Origin of the sequence: Actinoplanes sp. SE50/110 (assembly GCF_900119315.1) — a bacterium.
GTDB lineage: Bacteria > Actinomycetota > Actinomycetes > Mycobacteriales > Micromonosporaceae > Actinoplanes.
This window is the reverse complement of the sequence record NZ_LT827010.1, coordinates 3,455,960-3,477,420: the sequence shown is the minus strand read 5'-3', so window position 1 is coordinate 3,477,420 and position 21,461 is coordinate 3,455,960. Positions and strand designations below refer to the sequence as shown.

The 21,461-nt window shown below is 71.5% G+C and carries 17 protein-coding genes and 1 pseudogene; 3 read left to right on the top strand and 15 right to left on the bottom strand.

The genetic code is table 11. From position 1 onward, the window contains the following. Window positions 1-2 precede the first annotated feature (2 nt). Window positions 3-1,256, top strand: coding sequence for an LLM class flavin-dependent oxidoreductase (locus tag ACSP50_RS15375; RefSeq protein WP_014690138.1), 1,254 nt, complete (start codon window positions 3-5; stop codon window positions 1,254-1,256). A 127-nt stretch (window positions 1,257-1,383) separates the two neighbouring features. On the opposite strand, the gene ACSP50_RS15370 is transcribed toward ACSP50_RS15375, so the two are convergent. From ACSP50_RS15370 to ACSP50_RS15350, 4 genes are all read right to left on the bottom strand, one after another. Continuing rightward, complete coding sequence (locus tag ACSP50_RS15370) at window positions 1,384-2,721, bottom strand: trypsin-like serine protease (RefSeq protein ID WP_080127836.1); 1,338 nt, start codon at window positions 2,719-2,721, stop codon at window positions 1,384-1,386. A gap of 65 nt (window positions 2,722-2,786) precedes the next feature. Then, window positions 2,787-4,025 carry an IS701 family transposase gene (locus tag ACSP50_RS15365; protein ID WP_155123740.1) on the bottom strand — a complete coding sequence of 413 codons (1,239 nt, stop codon included), beginning with the start codon at window positions 4,023-4,025 and terminating at the stop codon, window positions 2,787-2,789. Window positions 4,026-4,636: 611 nt separating this feature from the next. Then, window positions 4,637-5,467: a hypothetical protein gene (locus ACSP50_RS15355; RefSeq protein WP_014690135.1), complete on the bottom strand. Its 831-nt coding sequence runs from the start codon at window positions 5,465-5,467 to the stop codon at window positions 4,637-4,639. Window positions 5,468-5,476: 9 nt separating this feature from the next. After that, the gene (locus ACSP50_RS15350) at window positions 5,477-6,043 is read right to left on the bottom strand and encodes an NADAR family protein (protein ID WP_014690134.1); all 567 of its coding nucleotides are present in this window, start codon (window positions 6,041-6,043) and stop codon (window positions 5,477-5,479) included. Window positions 6,044-6,129: 86 nt separating this feature from the next. On the opposite strand from ACSP50_RS15350, the gene ACSP50_RS15345 reads away from it, so the two are divergent. Continuing rightward, complete coding sequence (locus tag ACSP50_RS15345; RefSeq protein ID WP_014690133.1) at window positions 6,130-6,924, top strand: SAM-dependent methyltransferase; 795 nt, start codon at window positions 6,130-6,132, stop codon at window positions 6,922-6,924. 1 nt (window position 6,925) lies between these two features. Here ACSP50_RS15345 and ACSP50_RS15340 read toward each other — a convergent pair whose 3' ends face one another. From ACSP50_RS15340 to ACSP50_RS15315, 6 genes are all read right to left on the bottom strand, one after another. Further along, entirely contained in the window at window positions 6,926-7,570 is a 645-nt protein-coding gene (locus tag ACSP50_RS15340) for a DUF4232 domain-containing protein (RefSeq protein ID WP_043514203.1), read from the bottom strand. Between the two features lie 38 nt (window positions 7,571-7,608). Further along, the gene (locus ACSP50_RS15335; protein ID WP_043511484.1) at window positions 7,609-8,742 is read right to left on the bottom strand and encodes an NAD(P)/FAD-dependent oxidoreductase; all 1,134 of its coding nucleotides are present in this window, start codon (window positions 8,740-8,742) and stop codon (window positions 7,609-7,611) included. Next, window positions 8,739-8,942, bottom strand: coding sequence for a ferredoxin (locus tag ACSP50_RS15330; RefSeq protein WP_014690130.1), 204 nt, complete (start codon window positions 8,940-8,942; stop codon window positions 8,739-8,741). Before ACSP50_RS15330 ends, ACSP50_RS15335 begins: the two co-directional genes overlap by 4 nt. Further along, on the bottom strand, window positions 8,936-10,141 hold the full coding sequence (locus ACSP50_RS15325) for a cytochrome P450 (protein WP_014690129.1): 1,206 nt from the start codon (window positions 10,139-10,141) through the stop codon (window positions 8,936-8,938). Before ACSP50_RS15325 ends, ACSP50_RS15330 begins: the two co-directional genes overlap by 7 nt. 249 nt (window positions 10,142-10,390) lie before the next feature. Continuing rightward, window positions 10,391-11,122, bottom strand: coding sequence for a hypothetical protein (locus ACSP50_RS15320; RefSeq protein ID WP_014690128.1), 732 nt, complete (start codon window positions 11,120-11,122; stop codon window positions 10,391-10,393). Between the two features lie 10 nt (window positions 11,123-11,132). Next, complete coding sequence (locus ACSP50_RS15315; protein ID WP_080127833.1) at window positions 11,133-12,773, bottom strand: serine/threonine-protein kinase; 1,641 nt, start codon at window positions 12,771-12,773, stop codon at window positions 11,133-11,135. 195 nt (window positions 12,774-12,968) lie between these two features. On the opposite strand from ACSP50_RS15315, the gene ACSP50_RS15310 reads away from it, so the two are divergent. Then, complete coding sequence (locus ACSP50_RS15310) at window positions 12,969-14,159, top strand: putative acyl-CoA thioester hydrolase (protein WP_014690126.1); 1,191 nt, start codon at window positions 12,969-12,971, stop codon at window positions 14,157-14,159. On the opposite strand, the gene ACSP50_RS15305 is transcribed toward ACSP50_RS15310, so the two are convergent. The 5 genes and pseudogenes from ACSP50_RS15305 to ACSP50_RS15285 all read right to left on the bottom strand — a co-directional run bounded on the left by ACSP50_RS15305 (window position 14,153) and on the right by ACSP50_RS15285 (window position 21,336). Continuing rightward, on the bottom strand, window positions 14,153-15,295 hold the full coding sequence (locus ACSP50_RS15305; protein ID WP_014690125.1) for an acyl-CoA dehydrogenase family protein: 1,143 nt from the start codon (window positions 15,293-15,295) through the stop codon (window positions 14,153-14,155). The genes ACSP50_RS15310 and ACSP50_RS15305 overlap by 7 nt on opposite strands. Before the next feature lies 1 nt (window position 15,296). Continuing rightward, window positions 15,297-17,168: a biotin carboxylase N-terminal domain-containing protein gene (locus ACSP50_RS15300; protein ID WP_043514200.1), complete on the bottom strand. Its 1,872-nt coding sequence runs from the start codon at window positions 17,166-17,168 to the stop codon at window positions 15,297-15,299. Then, window positions 17,168-18,761: pseudogene (locus tag ACSP50_RS15295) on the bottom strand (acyl-CoA carboxylase subunit beta); the annotation flags it as partial. The pseudogene ACSP50_RS15295 and the gene ACSP50_RS15300, both read right to left, overlap by 1 nt. Continuing rightward, a complete protein-coding gene (locus ACSP50_RS15290; RefSeq protein WP_014690122.1) occupies window positions 18,739-20,631 on the bottom strand; it encodes an acyclic terpene utilization AtuA family protein in 1,893 nt (630 codons plus the stop codon). The gene ACSP50_RS15290 and the pseudogene ACSP50_RS15295, both read right to left, overlap by 23 nt. Window positions 20,632-20,703: 72 nt before the next feature. Continuing rightward, window positions 20,704-21,336: a TetR/AcrR family transcriptional regulator gene (locus tag ACSP50_RS15285; protein WP_014690121.1), complete on the bottom strand. Its 633-nt coding sequence runs from the start codon at window positions 21,334-21,336 to the stop codon at window positions 20,704-20,706. Between the last annotated feature and the right edge of the window lie 125 nt (window positions 21,337-21,461).

Below are 21,461 nucleotides of genomic sequence, written 5' to 3'. Positions count from 1 at the left end.
ACGTGCTGCACCTGGGAGTCTTCTTCACCGGTGTCGGGCCGCAACTGCTGTGGACCGATCCGGCGTTCAGCTCGCACACCCACATCGACTCGTTCATCGCCACGGCGCGGACCCTGGAGCGCGGGCTGTTCGACGCCTTCTTCCTCGGTGAGGGCCTGCGCGTCCGGGAGAACCGCGGACGCGTCCACGACCTGGACGTCGCCGGGCGGCCGGACGCCATCACCCAGCTCGCCGCCCTGGCCGCCGAAACCACCCGGATCGGCCTGGTCGCCACCCAGAACACCACCTACAACTTCCCGGCCGACCTGGCCCGCCGGCTCGCCTCGCTGGACGCGATCTCCGGCGGCCGGGCCGGCTGGAACATCGTCACCACCGACAACGCGTGGACCGGGGAGAATTTCCGGTACGGCGGATGGCTGCCGCACGAGCGCCGCTACGAGCGGGCCGCCGCGTTCGTCGAGACCGCCAAGGCGCTGTGGCGCGGCGAGACCGTCGACCGGCACGACGACCTGATCGACGTGACCGCCGGCCCGACCGTCCCGGCGTCCCCGGTGCTGTTCCAGGCCGGCGACTCCGCGGGCGGCCGGGACCTGGCCGCCCGGCACGCCGAGGTGGTCTTCTCCGCCAACACCGACTTCGACAAGGCCGTCGATTACGCCACCGACCTGCGCCGGCGGCTCGCCGGTCACGGCCGCCCGGCGGACGCCGTCCGGATCCTGCCGGGCGCCTCGGTGGTGCTCGGCGACACCCCGGCCGAGGCCGAGGAGAAGGCCCGCTGGATCGCCCGTGAGCAGGTCACCGGCCCGCGCGCGCTGGCCTTCCTGGAACAGTACTGGGGCAAGGACCTCAGCGGCTACGACCCGGAGGGCCCGCTGCCCGACATCGAACCCGCCGAGGGCGAACTCGACCCGTCCCGCGGCACCATCTCCATCGAGCACCGCACCGGCAAGGCCGAACGCATCGCGGGCTGGCGGCGGCTGGCCGAGGACCGCGGCTACTCCATCCGCGACCTGGTGATCGAGGTGACCCCGCGGCACAGCACCTTCGTCGGCACGCCCGGCCAGATCGCCGACCGGTGGGCGCGATACGACGAGGCCCGGGCGGTGGACGGCTTCAACATCCTGCCGCAGCTGCTGCCCGGCACGATCGAGGACATCGTCGACCGGCTGGTGCCGGAGCTGCAGAGCCGGGGCATCTACCGCACCGAGTACACCGGCACGACCCTGCGCGAACACCTGGAGCTGCCGCCGGCCTGAGACCAGCGGGCGTTCTCTGCTGCGATCGTGTCACAGAAGCCGGCGCGGCCATCCGCGGCTCACCTTCGAAGGCGGAGAGCGAATGGCCGCACTCGACATCGATGCCGGTTAGTCGATCAGAAGCGACTTAGCCGAGCACCAGGGACGCATTCGGAAGAGTGTTGACGATAGTCCTCATGCTGGTGATCCATCCGCCTCGGAAGCAAGGAAGCACCATGTACCTCTCCGAAATGGAAAACGCGGGAAGCTCGTACCGGCCGTCGCCCTTCTGAACCATACCGACAGCGAGCACATCCGAGGTGTTCCGAGGGGTGAGCATCGGTCCACCGCTGTCACCCTTGCAGGCGAAGACGTCACCGAACACATAGATTGCGCTGAAGTTGGCGCCGCCCGGATAGTTGTCGCTGATCATGTCGCTCTCCTCGACCCGGAGGCCGCAGTGCACCCCCGACTCGGCTCCGCTGCTACAAATCCTGTCCCCGATGCTCACGTCACCGTATCCGATGACCTTCTTGTCGTAGCCAGCCGAGTTGTCCCAAGCGCCGTCAAACACACGCCCGGACCCCTTGGCGCTCATTTGACGAGCGGCACCGTCACCGGAGTTCCGTACTCCATCCCCGTAGGAACGGCTTCCGGAAAGGGTCTGATAATGGTGGTCCACGCAATGCCGGGCCGTCGTGACGTACGGAGATCCGTTGACGTTCACCGAGAAGCCCGTCGAGCAGGTGTCGTTGCCTTGAACCATGAGCCCGCCCGCATTGAAGGGCGAATAGTCACTCCACCGCTGGCCGTCCAGGTTGACAGATGCGCCGGCTTCAACCATTGCGGGAACGTCGGTCAAGGCAGCAATGCGCCGAGAAAGTGCAGATGCGGCATCCGAGTCGAGAGCGTTGGGGATGCTCTTGCCTTTTATGTTTGCTCCGGTCGCGCCCTTCACTACGATACCGTCGAACTTCGGATTGACCGTCGAAATCGCTGACCACTGGAAGCCGCCCATCCCATCCCTACCTTGGGCCATCACCTTGGCGGCCGCCTGGTCGAGCTGGGCTCTACTGAATTTGCGGCGCTCGAACGTGACGGTAATCCCCCGACGCTTCCCCTCGGCAGCTATCGACTTCTGGAGGGCGGTCTCGTCTCCACTCCAGAGCAGGGTCGTAGAAAGATTCGAAGAGTCGTTTATCGACTCGATGTAGCCGCTGTCGGCGAGCTCCGGCAGGCCGATAAGCCAGCTTTTGAAGTCCATGAGCCGGTCCTGGTTGGGATCGATGGACGAGTCAAGGATGTCCTTTGCCCCCGCGGGAGCGAGGTGACCATGGGCTTCGGCCGGCGACACGGCGAGGGCCGATAGTAATAAAGTGGACACTACGGTGCCGAACGTGACCATCTTCTTCCGCTTGAGCAAGGATGCCTCCCTCTCCCCCCGCGAGCAGCTCCCCATGAAGGGCACCCCGCGATCCCCGTTCACTGACCCCCACCTTCCGCATGGGCGATGGGGAGCCCGAACGCTAGTACTCCAGCAGGAGATCCGTTTCAGGGTTCCGTGAGTGCTTGGCGGGCGTAGTGGCTGGTCCTGGCGGCGGCTTGATGACGGCGGCGATAGATTGACCAGGCAATGACGTCGACGACGCGTCTGCCGGGTTCGATGACCAGAGCGTGGAACAGCCGGCGGAGTTCGTTGACGGTGATCACGATCAGGCCGTCCGGGCTCGTGGTGCTGGCCGTGGTCGCGGCGGCGAGAAATGCGTGGGCGGCGATGACCAGGGTGGTCCAGCGGTGCCAGGCTTTCCAGCGGCGGTGCTGGTGCTGATCCAGTCCGAGTCCGCTTTTGGTTGCTTGGAACGACTCCTCAATGCTCCAGCGTCTTCCGGCGACGGCGACCAGGTGGTGCAGCGGGACGAGTTGCGGTGACCAGCAGCGGTAGAACGCCAGTTCACCGGTGGTCCGGTTGCGGCGAATCAGTAGCCAGTGATGGCCTTGGTGCTGGTCAGCTGCGTGCGGCAGGGTGATGAAAGCCCAGTCGTAGTAGCGGTGGCCTTTCGCGCCGTTGCCGGCCGATATCCGCTGCCATGCGTGTTTCGGTAGTCCGGCGGCGATCTGGTCGGCCCGCTGGACGCCGAGGCCGGTCGGTGCTCGGTGTGAGCAGGCGACCGCGAGGACGTAGCCGAGCTGATGCCGGCGTAGTGCGGTGGCCAGCTGCGGGTCACCGCCGTAAGCTTCGTCGCCGGCGACCCACCGGCATGGCAGCCCGCCAGCTACTGCGGTCTCGATCAAGCGGCGTGCCAGCTGCGGTTTCGTAGCGAACGTGACGGCGCCAGGAACCCCTGCCTCTGCCCGTCGCTGAGGGTCGTCGATCCAGGATTTCGGTAGGTAGAGAGCAACGTCGACCAGGCTGTGCCCGAGTGGGGAAGCGTATGACAGGTGCACCGCGATCTGGCAGTTCTCGATCTTCCCGGCGGTTCCGGAGTACTGCCGTTGCACGCCGACAGTGTGGGTGCCTTTCTTAAGATCGCCGGTCTCGTCGACCAGCAGCACCCCGTCCGGGTGCCCGAGACGGGCCGCCACGAAGTCGCGCACATCGGCCCGCACCAGGGCGTCGTCCCAACTGGCACGGCTGATCAGATCTTGCATCCCGCCCGGACCGTCGTCGCCGGCGTGCTCGGCAATCGTCCAGCAGTTCTTCGTCGGCAACGGTGCGAGCAGCCCGGCAACGAAGTCACGGACCCGGCGCCGGGGTTCGGGTCGGGCGAAACGTGCCTCGATCGTGTTCATCAGCTCGCTGAACAGCTCAGACCATCGTTGAGCGTCTACTCTGTAGGCGGCAGCCACCGCCGCATCTTGGGTCCACACAACCTTCAAGACTTGGCGGTGGCTGCTTGCTGTCCACGGACAAAACCACACCATCACAGCAGCTCAGAACGGATCTCCTGCTGGAGTACTAGCACGATCGGTGTACTTCTATGTGCTTATGATTCAGGAGCGTCGATGGCCGCGCTCTTTCGGCTGCGGATGGTTCGCCGAGTAACGCCGGGCGAACCTTGCGTCGACGACGCAGACCACCCACACCGCACCGGCGCCATGTCGTCGTTGCACCGCTCGGCACCACATGCGGCCGATCGTGGTCCTCGAGCCAGACCCGCAACGACTCGACTGCCCGTACGTCTCGGCACATTGGGGCGGCGAACGAGTCGATCGCCGCCTCAGTGGACTCGTCTGCAGAGCAAGGGACGCCGAACTGCTGCTCATACCACAAGTGCACGCGCGATTCGTTGCGGATCTCGACGTCGGCGGCCAGCCCATCACAAGACCGCCCGGGTTCACGCGCAGGCTGACCGCTCGCCGGCCGGTCCCGGGCCTCGGCGGGGCCGGGGTGGAGGCTCGGCTCAGACGGGATGCTCGACCGGCGGACCGGCCGGTGGCGCGGCCGGTTGCCGCGCCGGCTCGGCGAAGCTGGACAGGCTCAGCGCGCCGGCCACGGCCAGGACGAAACCGAGGACGGCGGGGACCGCCCAGCCCGGGCGGGTGCGGTCGTGCCACAGCAGGATGCCGATCGCGGCGGGCAACGCGGTCTCCCCGATCACGGCGAGCGCGGCGACCGCGGTGACCGAGCCGCGTTGCAGGCCGGCCGCGAAGGAGGCGAACGCGCAGACGCCGCAGATCGCCGCGGCGTAGGCGGCCGGGTCGTGCAGCAGTGCCGCCGGCTGCAGCGACGGCACCGCGCGCACGGCCAGCGCGGTCAGCCCGAAGCCGAGGCCGGCGACCGCACCCTGCACCACCGGGCCGGCCGGCGCGCGCAGGCGGGTGGCCAGCGGTGTGATCGCGGCCAGCAGCAGGGCGGCGGCGAGCAGCACGAGGCGGGTGCGGGTGCCGACCACGGTGGAGCCCTCCGCGCCGCTGGACGCCCCGAGCAGCGCCAGTCCGGCGCAGACGGCGAACACCGCCGACCACTGCCGGGCGTTCAGGCGGATGCCCAGCAGCGGCACGCACGCGACGGCGGTGACGGCCAGGTTGCCGGCCTGCGCCGCCTGCACCACGAACAGCGGCCGGTAGCGCAGGGCCAGCAACTGGGCGCCGAAGCCGGCCAGGTCGAGCAGGATGCCGAGCAGGAACGGGGCGCGCCGGAGCATGCCGAGCATGGATCCGGTGGCGGCGGCGCGGGCCTGCAGCGCGGTCGCCACGCCGTAACAGAGGGCGCAGAGCACGGCGGCGACCATGCGCCGATGCTACCCGCCGGCCGGGGCCGCCGCGCGCAGCCGCTCGCGGACCGTCATCAGGGCGAAGCCGAGCAGGTTCAGGCCGCGCCACCGGGCCGGGTCGGCGGCGCGCGGGTCGTCGCGGGTCAGGCCGATGCCCCAGATCCGGTCCGTCGGGCTGGCCTCGACCAGCACGCGGTCACCGGTGCCGAGCAGGAACGCGGCCAGGTCGGGATGCTGGCCGAACTTGGCGAGGTTGCCGCGGGTGACGATGTCGGTGCGGCGGGCCCGCCAGGTCGGCTCGTCGAACGGGGTGACCCGGCCGCCCAGCAGTTTCGCGTCGCGCGGGTGGCCGGCGGCGAGGATCCGCTCGGCCGCGGCGGTGTCCCCGAACAGGACCGCCTTGCTCCACATCATGTAGTGCTCGGCGGTCGCATACCGGATCCCGTCGACGGTGCAGCCCTCGGGCGACCACTGGCTGAGGCAGGTGGCGCTCACCGACCCGTCCCGTGCCGGTGTGTGTCCCCAGAAATACAGGTACTTCGGGTGCCGGCCGGCGGCCAGGGCGGTGAGCAGGGACGGGACGTCGGAGATCATGCCGGCCAGTCTGCGGCATCCCCATTCCGGGCGAAAGGCATTAAGATCTTCGTGAATCGCCTGGCCGGTGTGGAAGGGGACATATCGTGGGGGACAGGATCGACACGTCCGTCGCACATCCGGCCCGGCGCTACGATTTCCTGCTCGGCGGCAAGGACAACTTCGAGGCCGACCGGCAGTCCGCCCTGGAGATCGAGCGCCGGCATCCGACCGCGCGGCTCAGCGCCCTGGAGAACCGGTATTTCCTGCACCGCGCGGTCCGATTCATGGCCGGGCAGGGGATCCGGCAGTTCCTCGACATCGGCACCGGCATTCCGACCTCGCCGAACACGCACGAGATCGCGCAGGGCGTCGACCCGCAGGCGCGGGTCGTCTATGTGGACAACGACCCGCTGGTGCTGGTGCACGCCCGGGCCCTGCTGACCGGCACCCCGCAGGGCCGCACCACCTACATCGAGGCGGATCTGCGGGAGCCGGCGCGGATCCTGGCCGCCCCGGACGTGCTGGCCACCCTGGACCTGCGCCACCCGGTCGGGCTGCTGCTGATCGCGGTGCTGCACTTCATCCGGGACGACGACGATCCGCGCGCGATCCTCGACACGCTGATCGACGCGTTGCCGCCCGGCAGTGTCGTCGCGGTCTCCCACGCCACCCCGGAGTACATGCCGGCCGAGCAGGTGGCGGCACTGCGCGCGGTGATGGAGAAGCAGTGGCAGGACCGGACCGGCGACGAGCTGCGGGCGCTGTTCGACCGCCCGGACCTGGAGTTCACCGGTCCGGGCGTGCAGTCGGTGGCGGCCTGGTGGCCGCAGGACGCGCCGCAGCCGCGCCCGGCGGTCGAGGACATCGCGTCCAACGGCCTGGTGGCCCGCAAGCGCTGACTCAGACCTTCGAACCGGCCGCGATCGCCCAGATCGTGCCGACGCCCTGACCCTTCACCGAGCAGGCCTGGCCGGGCAGGCTGACGAAGATCGAGGTGGTCTCGTCCGGCGGGTAGACCCGGATGCCGCGCACGTCGACCGGCTTGCACTTGTCCTTGTCGAAGAAGCCGACGTTGGTGGACTGCAGGACCGCGTTGGCCGCCTGGCCCGGCTTGAGCGTGACGGTCACCCGCTTGCGCTGCTCGCCGCGCTTGAGCGGGTCGTTGACCTGGGTGCCGTTCTCCCCGGTGACCCACGAGACCCCGGGGTAGCCGTACAGCGTGCAGGTGCGGTGCGACGCGTTCGTGAAGACCAGCGGCTCGTACGCGGTGCCCGCCGCGCCCTCGCCCGCGCCGACGCTGAGTTTCAGGTCGCCGGTGTGGCAGCGCGCCGACGCCGGTTTGCCGCCGCCCTGGCCGGCGGGTGCCGCGGCCGGTCCGCCGGTCGCCGGGGTGGTGGCCGGGGCGCCCGAGTCGCCGGACGTGGCCGGGCCGGCGGTGGTGGTCGCCGGAGCGGCGCCGGCGGTGGTGGTCGAACTCCCGGTGCTGGAGCAGCCCGTCGCGAGCAGGAGCGGGGCGGCCAGCAGAACGATCATGGTGCGCTTCATGACTACTTTGTAGTCGCCGGGCCGGCCGGCGGACCTCATCAAATCGTGCCAGCCGCCAGCAGCCGCTGCCGGTACGGCCGGATCGCCTTCGGCGGCATGTCGACGGCGAGCGCGCCGACCATCCGGTCACCCCGGTGGTACACCGCGACGAACCGGCGTTGCGCCAGGGACCCCTCGGTCACCTCGACCCGGTCGTGCAGCCGCGGATGCCCGTACGCGTGGATCTTCAGGTCGTACTGCTCGGACCAGAAGTACGGCACCGGGGCGAACGGCCGGCCGGCGCCGAGCAGGTTGCGGGCGGCGGCCATGGCCTGCTCCCCCGCGTTGGTCCGGTGCTCGATCCGCAGGTCCACGCCGAACAGCGGGTGATGCCAGCGCGCCACGTCCCCGGCGGCGTAGACGCCCGGGCCGGCCGCGCAGAACGCGTCGCAGACCACGCCGTCGCCGATCGTCAGGCCGCTGCCGGCCAGCCACTCGGTGTTCGGCAGGGAGCCGATCGCGACCAGCACCTCGTCGCCTTCCAGGTGGGTGCCGTCGGCCAGCAGCACGCCGCGCCCGGTCACCGCGCTGACCGCGACGCCGGTGCGCAGATCGACACCCCGGTCGGTGTGCACCGCGGCGAGCACCCGGCCGATCTCGGTGCCGACGGCGTGCGCGAGCGGCACCGGCGCCGGTTCCAGCAGGGTCACCGCACACCCCAGGCCGCGGGCCACGGCGGCGCATTCGGCGCCGAGGAAGCCGGCTCCGACGACGATCAGGTGTACGCCGTGATGCAGTCTCCCGCGCAGCGCCAGAGCATCGTCGAGGGTGCGGATCGCATGGGCCCCGGCGCCCGGGAGGGTGCGCGGCCGGACCCCGGTGGCGATGATCAGAGCGTCGAAGCCGGCCGTGTCCCCGTCGTCGAGCAGCACCGTGCGATCGGCCAGCCCGACCGCACGCACACCCCGACGCAGATCCAGATCGAGAGCCGCCAGCTGCTCGGCCGTCCGTAGAAGGATCCGGGACGGTTCCCACTCGGCGGCCAGGATCTGTTTGGACAGCGGCGGACGATCGTACGGCAGATGGTTCTCCTCGCCGATGACCGTGACCGTGCCGGTGAACCCGGAGCGGCGCAGGGTTTCGGCGGCCGTGATCCCGGCCGCCGAAGCCCCCACGATGACGACGCGCCTCACGTGTCGATCAGGTGGAGGGCGGCCGCCGGGCAGATCGCGACCGCGTCCCGCACCGCGTCGAGGTGTTCCGGGGCGGGCGTCTCCTCCAGGATGATCGCCACGCCGTCCTCGTCGCGCTGGTCGAAGACGTCCGGGGCGGTCATCACGCACTGACCGGCGGCAATGCACCGGGGCTCGTCGAGCTGGACCCTCGTCACCACCGGACCGGAACCTCCTCGAGGCCGCCGACGATCAGGCCGGTGCGGCGCCGCAGCTCCTCCGGCGGGACCGCCAGCTCCAGGGTGGGCAGCCGGTCCAGCAGCACCGCAAGGGTGACCTGCAGCTCGGTGCGGGCCAGCGCCTGGCCGAGGCAGGAGTGCGGGCCGGCGCCGAAGCTCAGGTGCGGGTTGGGCGAGCGGTCCAGACGCATCTCGCCGGCCTGCTCGTAGGCGGTCTCGTCGCGGTTGCCGGCGGCCATGCTGGCCATCACCACGGTGCCGGCCTTGACCGGGCAACCGGCGATCTCGATGTCCTCGGAGATGTAGCGGGGCAGGCCGATCCCCGGGTTCGCGTCGAACCGCAGCGACTCCTCGACCGCCGAGTTGATCAGGCCGCGGTCGGCGACCAGCCGCTCCCAACGGGCCGGCCGGTCGGCGAGCAGCATCGCGACCATCTTGCCGATCATGTTGGCGGTGGTCTCGTGCCCGGCCACCAGCAGGCCCTGGGCGGTGAGGACCAGCTCGGTCTCGGTCATCCGGCCGTCCTGGCTGTCGACGATCGCGGCCAGCTCGCTGAGCAGGTCGTCACCCGGCTCAGCCCGCTTGTCCCGCACGTGCTGGGCCATGAACTCCTGGAATTCCACCGCGGCCTTGGTCAGCTCGGCCTGGTCGAACCTGGTCAGGTTCAGCATGGCGTCGGACCAGTGCGAGAAGGTGTCGCGGTAGCCCGGGTCGACGCCGAGCAGCTCGCAGATCACGAACACGGGCAACGGGAAACCGAGCGCCGACTGCAGGTCGCCGGGCTGCCCGGCGGCCACCATCTCGTCGATCAGCCGGTGGGCGATCTGCTCGATCCGCGGGCGCATCGCGGTCACCCGCTTGACCGTGAATGACCTGTTCATCATCCGGCGCCAGCGCGGGTGGTCCGGGCTGGCGATCATCGCGGACTCCTCCCGGTTGAACACGCCGCCGTCGTCCGAGGCGGAGATCTTCGCGGCGTCCGGCCGGGCGAGGCTGTGCGTGAACCGCGGGTCGGCGAGCAGCCCCTTGACGTCGTCGTACCGCGTGACCAGCAGCGCCTCGTCGCCACTGACGAGGCGGATCCGGGCGACGGGACACTCGTTGCGCAGCTGCTCCCATTCGGGAGACGGGTCGAGGGCGGCGGGGTGAGCGAACGGGTAGGCGGGAACCGTATCGGTCATCAGTCCTCCAGACGGTCCGAACAGGAAGGACCGTAGGACAGCCCGCGCCCCGGAACAAGGGCGCGAAAACCGATCAAGGAATTGACCTGCGACAATTGATTCTGCCATTTTTCGATATACGGCACCGGCCGCCGCCGGGATCTTTCAGCGTTTCTCCGCCGTCGCGGACCCCGGCGTGCGGCCATCCCCGGACCCCGCGGCCGGCGGTCGGCGGTCGGCGGTCGGCGGTCGGCGGTCGACCCTCCCGCCTCAGCCCCGGCAGTGGTAGGCGACCCGGGTGCCGGCCTGCACCGGGGTCGGCTCGACGATGTTGACGGTGGCGGTCTCGGCGGCGGTGCCCACCCCGCTGAACGCCCACTTGAGGGTCAGCGTGACGGTGCGCTGCCCGCGACCGACCCGCTCGGTCAGCATCGCGCCGGATGCCGCGTCGGAGCGGAACCACTGGTAACGGATGGTTCCGCCACGGCCGTTGGTGCGCACGGTGGCGACCACCGGCACGGTGACGTCGCAGCGGTCCCCGGCCGGCTGGGGCACCGCCACGGTGACCCCCTCGACCACCAGCGGGCTGAGCCGCTGCCACAGGTAGAGCCCGACCACGCCGAGCAGCACCAGGGTCAGCAGGCTGGACAGCACCGACACCAGCCGGCGCCACCGCGGTCGCGGGCGGCGGGCCGGACCGGGCCAGGCGGGGGCGGTGGGCGGGGCCACCGGCACGCCGGGGCCGAACCGCAGCTGTTCGCCGGCGTGCACGGTGGGCCCGGCCGGGTCCAGGTGCACGGTGGCGGCGGTCGGGACGGCGTGGGCGGGTGGCGGCGGGCCGGGCTGGCGGACCGTCGGCTGGGCCCGGCCGAAGTCGACGGTGGCGCCCGGGTCGCCGAGCTGGACGGTCGGGTCGGGGCGCTGCGTCACCGCCCACGGGTCGGACGGTGGCGGCAACGCCCGGTCGCCGGCCGGCTCGCCGGGCCGCTGTGCACCAGACATGCCTTGTCCCCTAACCGGGTGTGCAGTAGTTGTCGAGGGTGACGTACACCGGGGCCGCCGCGCTGCCCGCGTTGCCGGCCGCGTCGGCGGCGACCACGGTGACCGGGATCCGGGTGGTGGCGTTCGGCATCGGCAGCGGGCCCAGCGTGCCCCGGAAGACGTTCCGGCCGGCCGAGCTCATCGCGACGGTGGAGGTGGCCCGGCCCAGCGGGTAGCGGAAGCTGACCTTCAGCGCGGCGGGGCCGCTGCGGTCGTCGGTGACGGTCGCCGTGATCGTGGTGGAGCGGACCCCGTACGGGCAGCCGGCCGGGTCCAGCACCGTGTACGTGGTGTCGGCCGGCCCGACCGCGGGCGCCGTGGCGTCCGGCGGGGTGGTGCTCACCGACGGGCTCGGACTCGGCCTGGTGGTCGGCGTGGCCGAGGTGGTCGGGGTGGCCGAGGTGGGCGTGGCGCCGGGCCGGGCGGATCGGCTGGGCGAGGCCGACGGCGCCGCCGACCCGCCGGTGACGGCCGGCCCGCTCACCGCGGGCGCCGCCGACGGGCTCGGGTCGGCGGCCGGCGGCCCACCGGTGGCGGGGGCCGGCGTCTCGTCGGCGAGCGCCGTGTGCTGGTCGGCGACCGCGAAGTGGTAGCCCGCCCCGCCGAGCAGCACGGCCGCGACGAGCGCTCCGGCGGCCAGCGCGGTGGTCCGCCGGCCCCGGCGCAGCCGACGTGCCGGGCTCACCGCGCTGCTGCCGAACGTGGTGGTGGCCACGCTGGTCGCGCCGGAGGAGCCGTCCGGGAACGGCCACAGCGCGGCGAGCAGTGCCGCGCGACGGGCCAGGTCGCGCAGCCCGTGGTCCTCCCAGTCCGGGCCGTAGGCGGCGCCGGCCACCCGCTCCAGCAGGTCGAGGAAGGCCAACGCGTGCGGCGGCCGGTCGGCGGGCTGCTTGGCCATCCCGCGGCGCAGCAAATCGTGCACCGGCTCCGGGGTCGCCCCGGTCGGGATCGGGGCGTGCGCGTGCTGGTCGTGCAGGGCGAACAGGTTGGCCCCGTCGTACGGCGGGTGGCCGGTCAGGCACTCGAAGAAGGTGGCGGTGGCGGCGTAGATGTCGCAGGCCGGGGTGACCGCGCCGCCGGTCCACTGCTCGGGGGCCATGTAGCGGGGCGTGCCGGAGACGACGGTGGCGGCGCCCTGGCCGACCGGCACGGCGATGCCGAAGTCGGCGAGTTTGCTCCGCCCGTCGCCGGTGACCAGCACGTTCTCCGGCTTGTAGTCGCGGTGCACGACGCCGTGCGCGTGGGCCGCGGCCAGCCCGGACAGCGAGCCCTTCAGCACGCACAGCGCCGCCTCCGGGGTGCCCGGGCCGTGCTCGCGCAGCATCTGACGCAGCGACACCCCGTTGACCAGCTCCATCACGATCGCCGCGCCGTCGGCGGACTCCACGTACTCGTAGAGGCGGCAGACGTGCGGGTCGTCGATCTCGCCGAGCAGCCGCGCCTCCTGCCGGAAGGCGGCCCGGAACGCGGCGTCGTCGCTGATCTGGCCGGTCAGGTGTTTGATCGCCACCGGGGTGCCGGTCGCGTCGTGGGTGGCCAGCACGACACTGCCGGAGGCGCCGGCGCCGAGCGCACGAACAGGTGTGTAGCCGGTCGGCTGCCAGCCGCTCATGCGGGATGCTCCACAGTCTCGTCGAAGGGCGGGGATCGGTCCCCGCCGCGCCGCCCATTGTGACCACCCCCGGTCAACCGGGCATCGACGCAACGGCTGCTCTCTCGCGTCGGATGGCCGACACCATCCGCGGGACATCGACCACAATCGACGGTATGGTGCAGCAGGAAAGCGCATTCCTGCAGAGGAGGCTCCATGAAAGCGGTGCTGCTCATGCTGGCCGGCCTGCTCGCCGCGCCGGGCACCCCGGCCCGGCCGGTGCTGTCCGCCGCCGAGGCCGCCCCCTACACCGCGGCGAACTACCTCGGTTTCTCCGGGACGTACGCGCATCCGGTCGCCGACCCGTGGCGTCCCACGCCGATCCGCACCCCGCGCCGGCCGGACCTGGTGGTCGGCGGGCGGGCCGGGCTGCCCGACGTGCAGCAGGCGGTCAACGCGGCCTACCGGGCCGGCGGCACGCGGCGGCTGGCGATCGCGGTCCGGCCCGGCACGTACCCCGGCACCGTCTTCATCCCGGCCGGCACGCCACCGCTCACCCTCTACGGCGACGGCCCCGCCGACCGGGTGAGACTACAGTTCACGGTGGACGCCACCAGCACCCCGGCGCAGTGGGCGGCCCAGGTCAACGCCACCGGACGGTACGCCGAGGGCGACCCGGCCTGGCCGATGTTCCAGTCCTGCGCCACCAGGACCACCGCCACCGTCGGGCTGTGCGCCACCGTCGTCTGGGCGCAGAGCACCGACCTGCAGCTGCGCGGCCTGACCATCACCAACACCCTGCTGGACACCGTGGACCGCGGCACCCACCAGGCCCTGGCCCTGCGCACCGACGCGGACCGCACCCAGCTGCAGGACATGCGGCTGATCGGCCGGCAGGACACCTTCCTGGCCAACGCGAACGACGTCACGTCGATCGCCCGGGTATCGGTCCGCCGCAGCTACGTCGAGGGTGACACCGACTTCGTCTTCGGCCGCGCCGCCGCGGTCTTCGACCACTGCACGTTCCGCCTGGTCTCGACCCGCAAGCCGGCCGGCGGGGTGATCTTCGCCCCGAACACCGACCCGCATTTCCGGTACGGGTTCCTGGTGACCCGCTCGCGCCTGCTCACCGACGCCGCCTACCGGGCCGCGCCGACCGGGCACCTGGGCCGGGCCTGGGACCAGGGGGCCGGCGCCACCGGCTACCTGCCCGGTGTCACCCCGAACGGCCAGCTGGTGATCCGCGACAGCCATCTGGGCGCAGGCTTCGACACCGCCGCCCCGTGGGCGCCGGCCGCCACCACGTCCCGCCCGTTCCAGGCCCGGGTCGACGTGGGCCGCGACCTCGACGACGTCGCCGCCAACCGGCTGTGGGAGTACCGCAATCACGGGCCCGGCGCTCAGTAGGAGCGGGGCAGCCCCAGCGAGAACTGGGCGACGAAGTTGAGCGCCATCTCCCGGCTGACCGGGGCCAGCCGGGTCAGCCGGGACGTGGCCAGGGCCTGGACCAGGCCGTACTCGGTGGCCAGGCCGTTGCCGCCGTGCGTCTGGATGGCCTGGTCGACGGCGGCGCAGACGGCTTCGCCGGCCGCGTACTTGGCCATGTTGGCGGCCTCGCCGGCGGCCTTGAGCTCACCGGCGACGTGCAGCGCGGCGGCCTTCTGGGTGAGCAGCCGGGCCGCCTCGATCTCGATGTGCAGCTTGGCCAGGGGGTGGCTGATCGCCTGGTGGGTGCCGATCGGTACGCCCCAGACGGCACGGTCGCCGGCGTAGCCGACGGCTTTGCGCAGCGCCCAGCGGGCCATCCCGGTGGCCGAGGAGGCGGCCATGATCCGTTCCGGGTTGAGGCCGGCGAAGAGCTGATCGAACCCGGCCTCCTCGCTGCCGATCAGCGCGTCGGCGGGCAGCCGCACCTCGTCCAGGAAGAGGGTGAACTGGTCCTCCGGCGCGACCAGGCCCATGTCGATCCGGCGATACGTGAAGCCGGGCGCGCCGACCGGCACCATGAACAGCGAGGGGCGCTTGCCGACCCGGGCGACGATCAGCACGTACGAGGCTTCGTCGACCCCGCTGATGTACGTCTTGGTCCCGCTCAGGATCCAGTCGTCGCCGTCGCGGCGGGCCCGGGTGGCGATCTGGTGGGTGTTCGAGCCGGCGTCCGGCTCGGTGATGCCGAAGACGTAGGTGGCCGCGCCGGTCGCCAGGCCGGGCAGCCAGCGCCGCTGCTGCTCGGCCGTGCCGAACTGGGCGATGACCGTGCCGACGATCGCCGGGGAGACCACCATCAGCAGCAGCGGGCAGCCCGCGGTGGCCAGCTCCTCCAGGACCGCGGCCAGGTCGCCGATGTCGCCGCCGCCACCGCCGTACTGCTCGGGAATGGACACCCCGAGGTAGCCCAGCGCCGCGGCCTCCTGCCACAGTTCGGTGGTCTTGCGGCCCTCGCGGGCGGCGGCGTAGAAGTACTCCTCGCCGTACTTGCGGCCGAGCCGGGCGACCGCCCCACGCAGCTCCCGGCGTTCCTCGGACTCCACAAAAGCGGTCACGTCAGCTCCCGTCGATCACTGCTAGCACGTCGCCGGCGGCGACCTGGCGGCCGACCGCCGCGGACAGGGCGGTGACCACCCCGTCGGCGGGCGCGGTCAGGGTCTGCTGCATCTTCATGGCCTCCAGGACGACCACCGGGGCACCGGCCGCGACCCGGTCGCCCTCGCCCACGTGGACCGCGACGACCAGGCCCGGCATGGACGCCAGCAGGGAGCCGGCGGCCAGGGTCGCGGCCGGGTCCCCGAACACCGGCACGGTGAGCAGGTCGTACGGGCCGGCCGGGCCGTGCACGTCGGCGCCGCCGGCGTGCGGCGTCACCCGGTACGTCTCGCGGACCCCGTGGTCGTCGAGGACCACCCGGTCGCCGTCGACCGACACGACGCCGACGCCGGGCAGCCACGAGGACTCGATCCGGCCGCAGCGGGCGGTGTAGGTGACCGCGTACTCCCGATCGAGGCAGCGGTAGGTCCGGACGCGGGCGGCGCTGGGCACGTTGCGCCAGGCGGCCGGGATGCGTGCCTGAACATTCGCGGACCCGGCGGTCCGGACCGCCGATCCCACGGCGGCCGCCAGCGCCGCTTTGCGGACCGCGTGGTCCTGCCCGACGCCGGTCCACGCGGCGAGCTTGCGGTCGAGCAGGGCGGTGTCGAGGCGGCCGGCGGCGAAGTCGTCGTCGGCCAGGATCGCGCGCAGCAGGGGCAGGTTCGTGGTGAGACCGTGCAGGCGCCCGCGGCGCAACGCGTCGGCGAGCAGGCGAAGCGCGGCGGGGCGGTCCGGTCCGTACGCAATGATCTTGGCGAGCATCGCGTCGTAGCGGACCCCGACCCGACTGCCCGCCTCGACCCCGGAATCGACCCGGACGCCGGCGGCGGCGAAGTCGAAAGCGCGCAGCTCACCGGTCTGCGGGGCGAAGCCCGCGGCCGGGTCCTCGGCATACAGGCGGACCTCGACGGCGTGGCCGGTGATCGGCGGCGGCGCCGGCGGCAGGGCGTGACCCTCGGCGATCGCGATCTGCTGGGCGACCAGATCGAGACCGGTCACCGCCTCGGTGACCGGGTGCTCGACCTGCAGCCGGGTGTTCATCTCCAGGAAGAAGATCCGGTCGCCGTCGACGAGGAACTCGACGGTGCCGGCGCTGCGGTAGCCGACCGCCTCGGCCGCGGCCCGTGCGTGCCGGTGCAACGCGGCCCGCACGTCGTCGGGCAGCAGCGGCGCGGGCGCCTCCTCGATGATCTTCTGGTGCCGGCGCTGGACTGAACAGTCCCGGTCACCGACGATCCAGATCCGGCCGTGCCGGTCGCCGAGGACCTGGACCTCGACGTGTCGGGCGCGGGGCAGGTACGGCTCGGTGAAGACCGTGCCGTCGCCGAACGCGGACTGCGCCTCGGCGGCCGCGGCGGCCAGTTCGGACCGCAGGGTCCCCGGGTCGGTGACGATCCGCATGCCCCGGCCGCCACCGCCGGCGGCGGCCTTGATCAGCAGCGGGTACGTGTCGGCGTCGCCGCCGAGGATCGGCACGCCGGCCGCGGCGACCAGCTTCTTGGCGCGGATCTTGTCGCCCATCGCCGCGATGGCGTCCGGGTCGGGGCCGATCCAGATCAGGCCGGCGGCCTCGGTTCTGCGGGCGAAGTCGGCGTTCTCCGACAGGAAGCCGTAGCCGGGGTGGATGGCGTCGGCCCCGGCCCTGCGGGCGGCGTCGATGATCTGTTCGGCGTCGAGGAAGTCGGCGGCCACGGCGATGTCCGCCTCCCGGACATGCAGGTCCGGCTCCTCCCGATGAACAGCGACAGTCTCGATGCCGAGATTCCGACACGTCCGGAATATCCGGCGGGCGATCTCGCCCCGGTTCGCGACCAGCAGCCTGCGGATCATCACAGCCGGAACACTCCGTAGCCACGAGCGCCCTGCACGGGCGCGTTATGAATGACGGACAGGCAGATCCCGAGCACGGTACGGGTGTCCCGCGGATCGATCACCCCGTCGTCGTAGAGCATGCCCGACGTGAAGTACGCCAGGGACTCCCGCTCGATCTGCGCCTCGATCGCCGCCCGGGTCCGCGCGTCCGCCTCCTCGTCGAACGGCCGACCGGCCGCCGCGGCAGCCTGCCGGGACACGATGGACACCACGCCGGCCAGCTGCGCCGGGCCCATCACCGCCGACTTGGCCCCCACCCAGCTGAACATGAACCGCGGGTCGTAGGCGCGCCCGCTCATCCCGTAGTTGCCGGCCCCGTACGACGCGCCCATCACCACCGACAGGTGCGGCACCCGTGAATTCGACACCGCATTGATCATCTGAGCGCCGTGCTTGATGATGCCACCCTGCTCGTACTCCTTACCGACCATGTAACCGGTCGTGTTGTGCAGGAACAGCAGAGGCGTGTCCGCCTGATTCGCCAACTGGATGAACTGGGCGGCCTTCTGCGCCTCCGCACTGAACAGCACACCCTGCGCGTTCGCGAGGATCCCGATCGGATGGCCGTGCAACCGGGCCCAGCCGGTCACCAGGCTCGTCCCGTACAACGGCTTGAATTCGTCGAACTCGCTGCCGTCGACGATCCGCCACACCACCTCGCGCGGATCGAACGGCACCTTCAAATCCGACGGAATCAGACCGAGCAGTTCCTCGGCGTCCAGCACCGGCTCGGCATACCCGGCCCGCGGCGGCGGGCCCAGCTTGCGCCAATTCAGCCGTCGCACGATCTGCCGGCCGATCCTGATCGCGTCGGTCTCGTCCACCGCCAGGAAATCGGCCAGCCCCGACGTGCGGGCGTGCATCTGCGCGCCACCCAACGACTCGTCGTCCGACTCCTCCCCCGTGGCCATCTTCACCAGCGGCGGGCCACCCAGAAACACCTTCGCGCCGCCGGCGACCATCACCACGTAGTCGCTCATGCCCGGCACGTACGCGCCGCCCGCCGTCGCATTCCCGAACACCAGCGCGATCGTCGGCCGCCGATCCGCGCTCGCCTCGGTCAACCCGCGGAAATGCCGCCCACCCGGAATGAAGATGTCCTTCTGCGTCGGCAGATCCGCGCCACCCGACTCCACCAGATTGATCGTCGGCAGCCGGTTCTCGGCGGCGATCTGCGCGGCCCGGAAACTCTTCTTCACCGTGACCGGATTGCTCGACCCGCCGCGCACCGTCGGATCATTGGCGACGATCATGCACTCGACGCCCTCGACGACGCCGATCCCGGTCACCACCGAACCGCCGACGGTGACATCGGTGCCCCAGCCGGCCAGGGTGCTCAGCTCCAGGAACGCCGAATCCTCGTCGAGCAGCAGCTCGATCCGCTCCCGGGCGGTCAGCTTGCCGCGGCGGTGGTGCCGCTCGACCGCCTTCGGGCCGCCGCCGGCCACGGCGACGGCGTGCTGCCGCTCCAGATCCGCGACACGCTCCAGCATCGCGGTCCGATTGAGGTCGTACGAGGGTGGCAGGGTCACAGAAGCTCCGTAGGGATGTCGGCGAGACGGGAACGAAGCCACTCGCCGAGGGCCTTCGCCTGCGGGTCGGGGCGGGTGGAGGCGGCCACGCCGTCGCCGAGCAGGCCGGCGATGACGATGTTGAGGGCGCAGAGATTCGGGAGGGGGTGCAGGGAGATCGGGAACGGGGTGGATTCGGGGAGGAGGGTGCGGAGGCGGTCGGCGGTCAGCCAACGGGTCAGCCAGCGGAAGGCGGCCAGGCGGTGGGGGTGGGCGGCGGGGATCCAGATGCCCAGGTTGGCGGTGCCGGCTTTGTCGCCGGAGCGGGCGTGCAGGAGGTGGCCGAGGGGGGCTCTGGTGTGGTGGCGGTAGCCGTCGGGTGCCGGGTGGTTCGGGGGTTCGGTGGTCGTCGGGTGGCTGCGCTGCCCCCCGTCCACCACGGCCCGCCCTCCCAGGGGGACCATCCCTGAGCCAGTATCGTCGCCAACGCCACGATCATGCGGATCCCCTGTGGACAAGCCGCCAGTGTGGACAACGTCCCCGCGCTCCGAGGCGGGCGGACCAGCGTGAACCCCGTCAGCGGACACCACGCGACCCGGCCGCCCCGACCCGGCGGAAACCCCGGCACGCTCCCACCCCGGCGCCGCCACCTCGACGCGCACGCCGTCCGGCAGCACCACCACGTGCGGCACCTCACCCTGAGGCAGATAGGCCGCTTCGAAAACCCCGTAGGGAGTCGCGCCCGACGGTGGCCCCGTCACGTGGAATCCCGGGTACGACGCCAGCGCCAGCTCGATGGCCGCACCGCTGAAGGGCCGCCCCACGACATCCGGGTCGGCATCCTTGCCGTGGCAGTGCAGAACCGCCGCGCCCTCGGCCTGAGTGCCCGGGTCCGGACGGTCGGTGCGGATCAGGTCCCAGACGAGAGTCTCCGGCCTCCTGCCGAGACCGGATTCGAACTGCTCCCGGACCCACGCCGCTTTGGCTTCGATGTCGAGCCCGGTGAGGACGAACGAAACCGTGTTCCGATATCCACCCAGGCGGGTGATCCCGATTTTGGTCGTGGCGGGTGGAGCTTCACCCCGTACCCCGCAAATCGCTACCCGGTCCTTTTCCGGCGCGGCGAGCCGGATGGTGTCGAGGCGCGCGGTGACGTCCGGGTTGAGATATCTCGGGCTGTCGATCTCGTAGACGAGCTGGGCGGTGACCGTGTCCTCGGTGACGGCCCCGCCGGTGCCCGGATGTTTGGTGATGACCACGGCACCGTCGTCGTCGATTTCGGCGATCGGGAAGCCGAGCGGCCGGCTGGTGTCGATGGTGGCGAATCCGCTGAAGTTGCCGCCGGTGGCCTGGGTGCCGCATTCCAGGATGTGACCGGCGACGATTCCGGCGGCCAGTTTGTCGTATTCGTCGCGCCGCCAGCCGAATGCGGCGATCGCGGGGCCGAGGGTCAGTGACGCGTCGGTGACCCGGCCGGTGACCACGATGTCGGCGCCGGATCGCAGGGCTTCCGCGATGCCGAAGGCACCCAGATAGGCATTCGCGGTCAGCGCGCCCGGAAAGGCCCCGGTCAGCAGGTCGTCGCCGGCCACGTGGGCGACCCGGACCGTCGGATCGAGTGCCCGGATCGCCCCGGCAAGGGCGCCCGGGTTGACGCCCCCGGCGTTGGCCACGATGCGGACGTGGCGGGCCCGGGCCAGCGACAGGCAGTCGGCGACCTGCCGGAGGAACGTCTTGGCGTACCCGGTGTCCGGGTTCTTCTGGCGGTCGCGGCCGAGGATGAGCATGGTCAGCTCGGCCAGGTAGTCGCCGGTGAGGTAGTCGAGCGGCCCGCCCTCGAGCATCTCGCGCATCGCGGTCAGGCGGTCGCCGTAGAAGCCGGAGCAGTTGCCGACGCGGATGGTGCGCATCTGTGCCACCCCTTAGAACCGCTCGAAGCCGCCGCTGGTGTGGATGCCACGTTAGGCAATCTGACAAAATTGTCAAGGATGCCCGCGGAGCCCGATCGCCGCGGCCCACAGCTTCGACATGTGGCTGACCACGACCTCCTCGTCGAGCGGCTCGCGCAGCGAGTAGATGACGTGCGCCATCTGCTCGACCATGGCGCCCAGCACGATCGCGGTCAGCCGCGGATCCAGATCGGTGCGGGCCAGCCCGGCCTCCTGCAGGCGGCGCAAGCCCTCGGCACCGCGATGCACATACCGCTCGCGCACCTCCAGCAGCAGCTGCCGCAGCGTGTCGTCGGCCGCCGCACCCTGCTCCACCAGGCGCAACACCCGCGAGGCGTTCCGCCACGCGCGCAGATAACCACGGTTCGAGGCGACGATGCGGACGTACGGGTCGTCGGCGGTGTCCGGCGCGACCAGACTGTCGGTGAACATCTCCTCGGCGACCGCCCGCACGATCGCGCCCAGCAGGTCGTCCTTCGACTCGAAGTACGTGTAGAAGGTCCCGTACGAGACCCCGGCGGCCGCCGCGACCTGCTCCGGCGTGAAAGCCGGCCAGCCCCGGGTCTCCAGCAGCTCACGCCCGGCGGCCAGCAGCGCATCGCGGGTACGCCGGCCGCGCGCGGTGACCGGGGCGGTGGGGGCGGGGTTGGTTCTCGATCGGCCCATGCGTTCATCATGGCCGCCCCGTCCGGCTACGACCGAACGGACATCGACATATCAGGCGCCGCCGGTCCAGGATCACCGTGGACGCGCTCCCCGATGAACACCGCCGGACCAACGACCGTGCACCC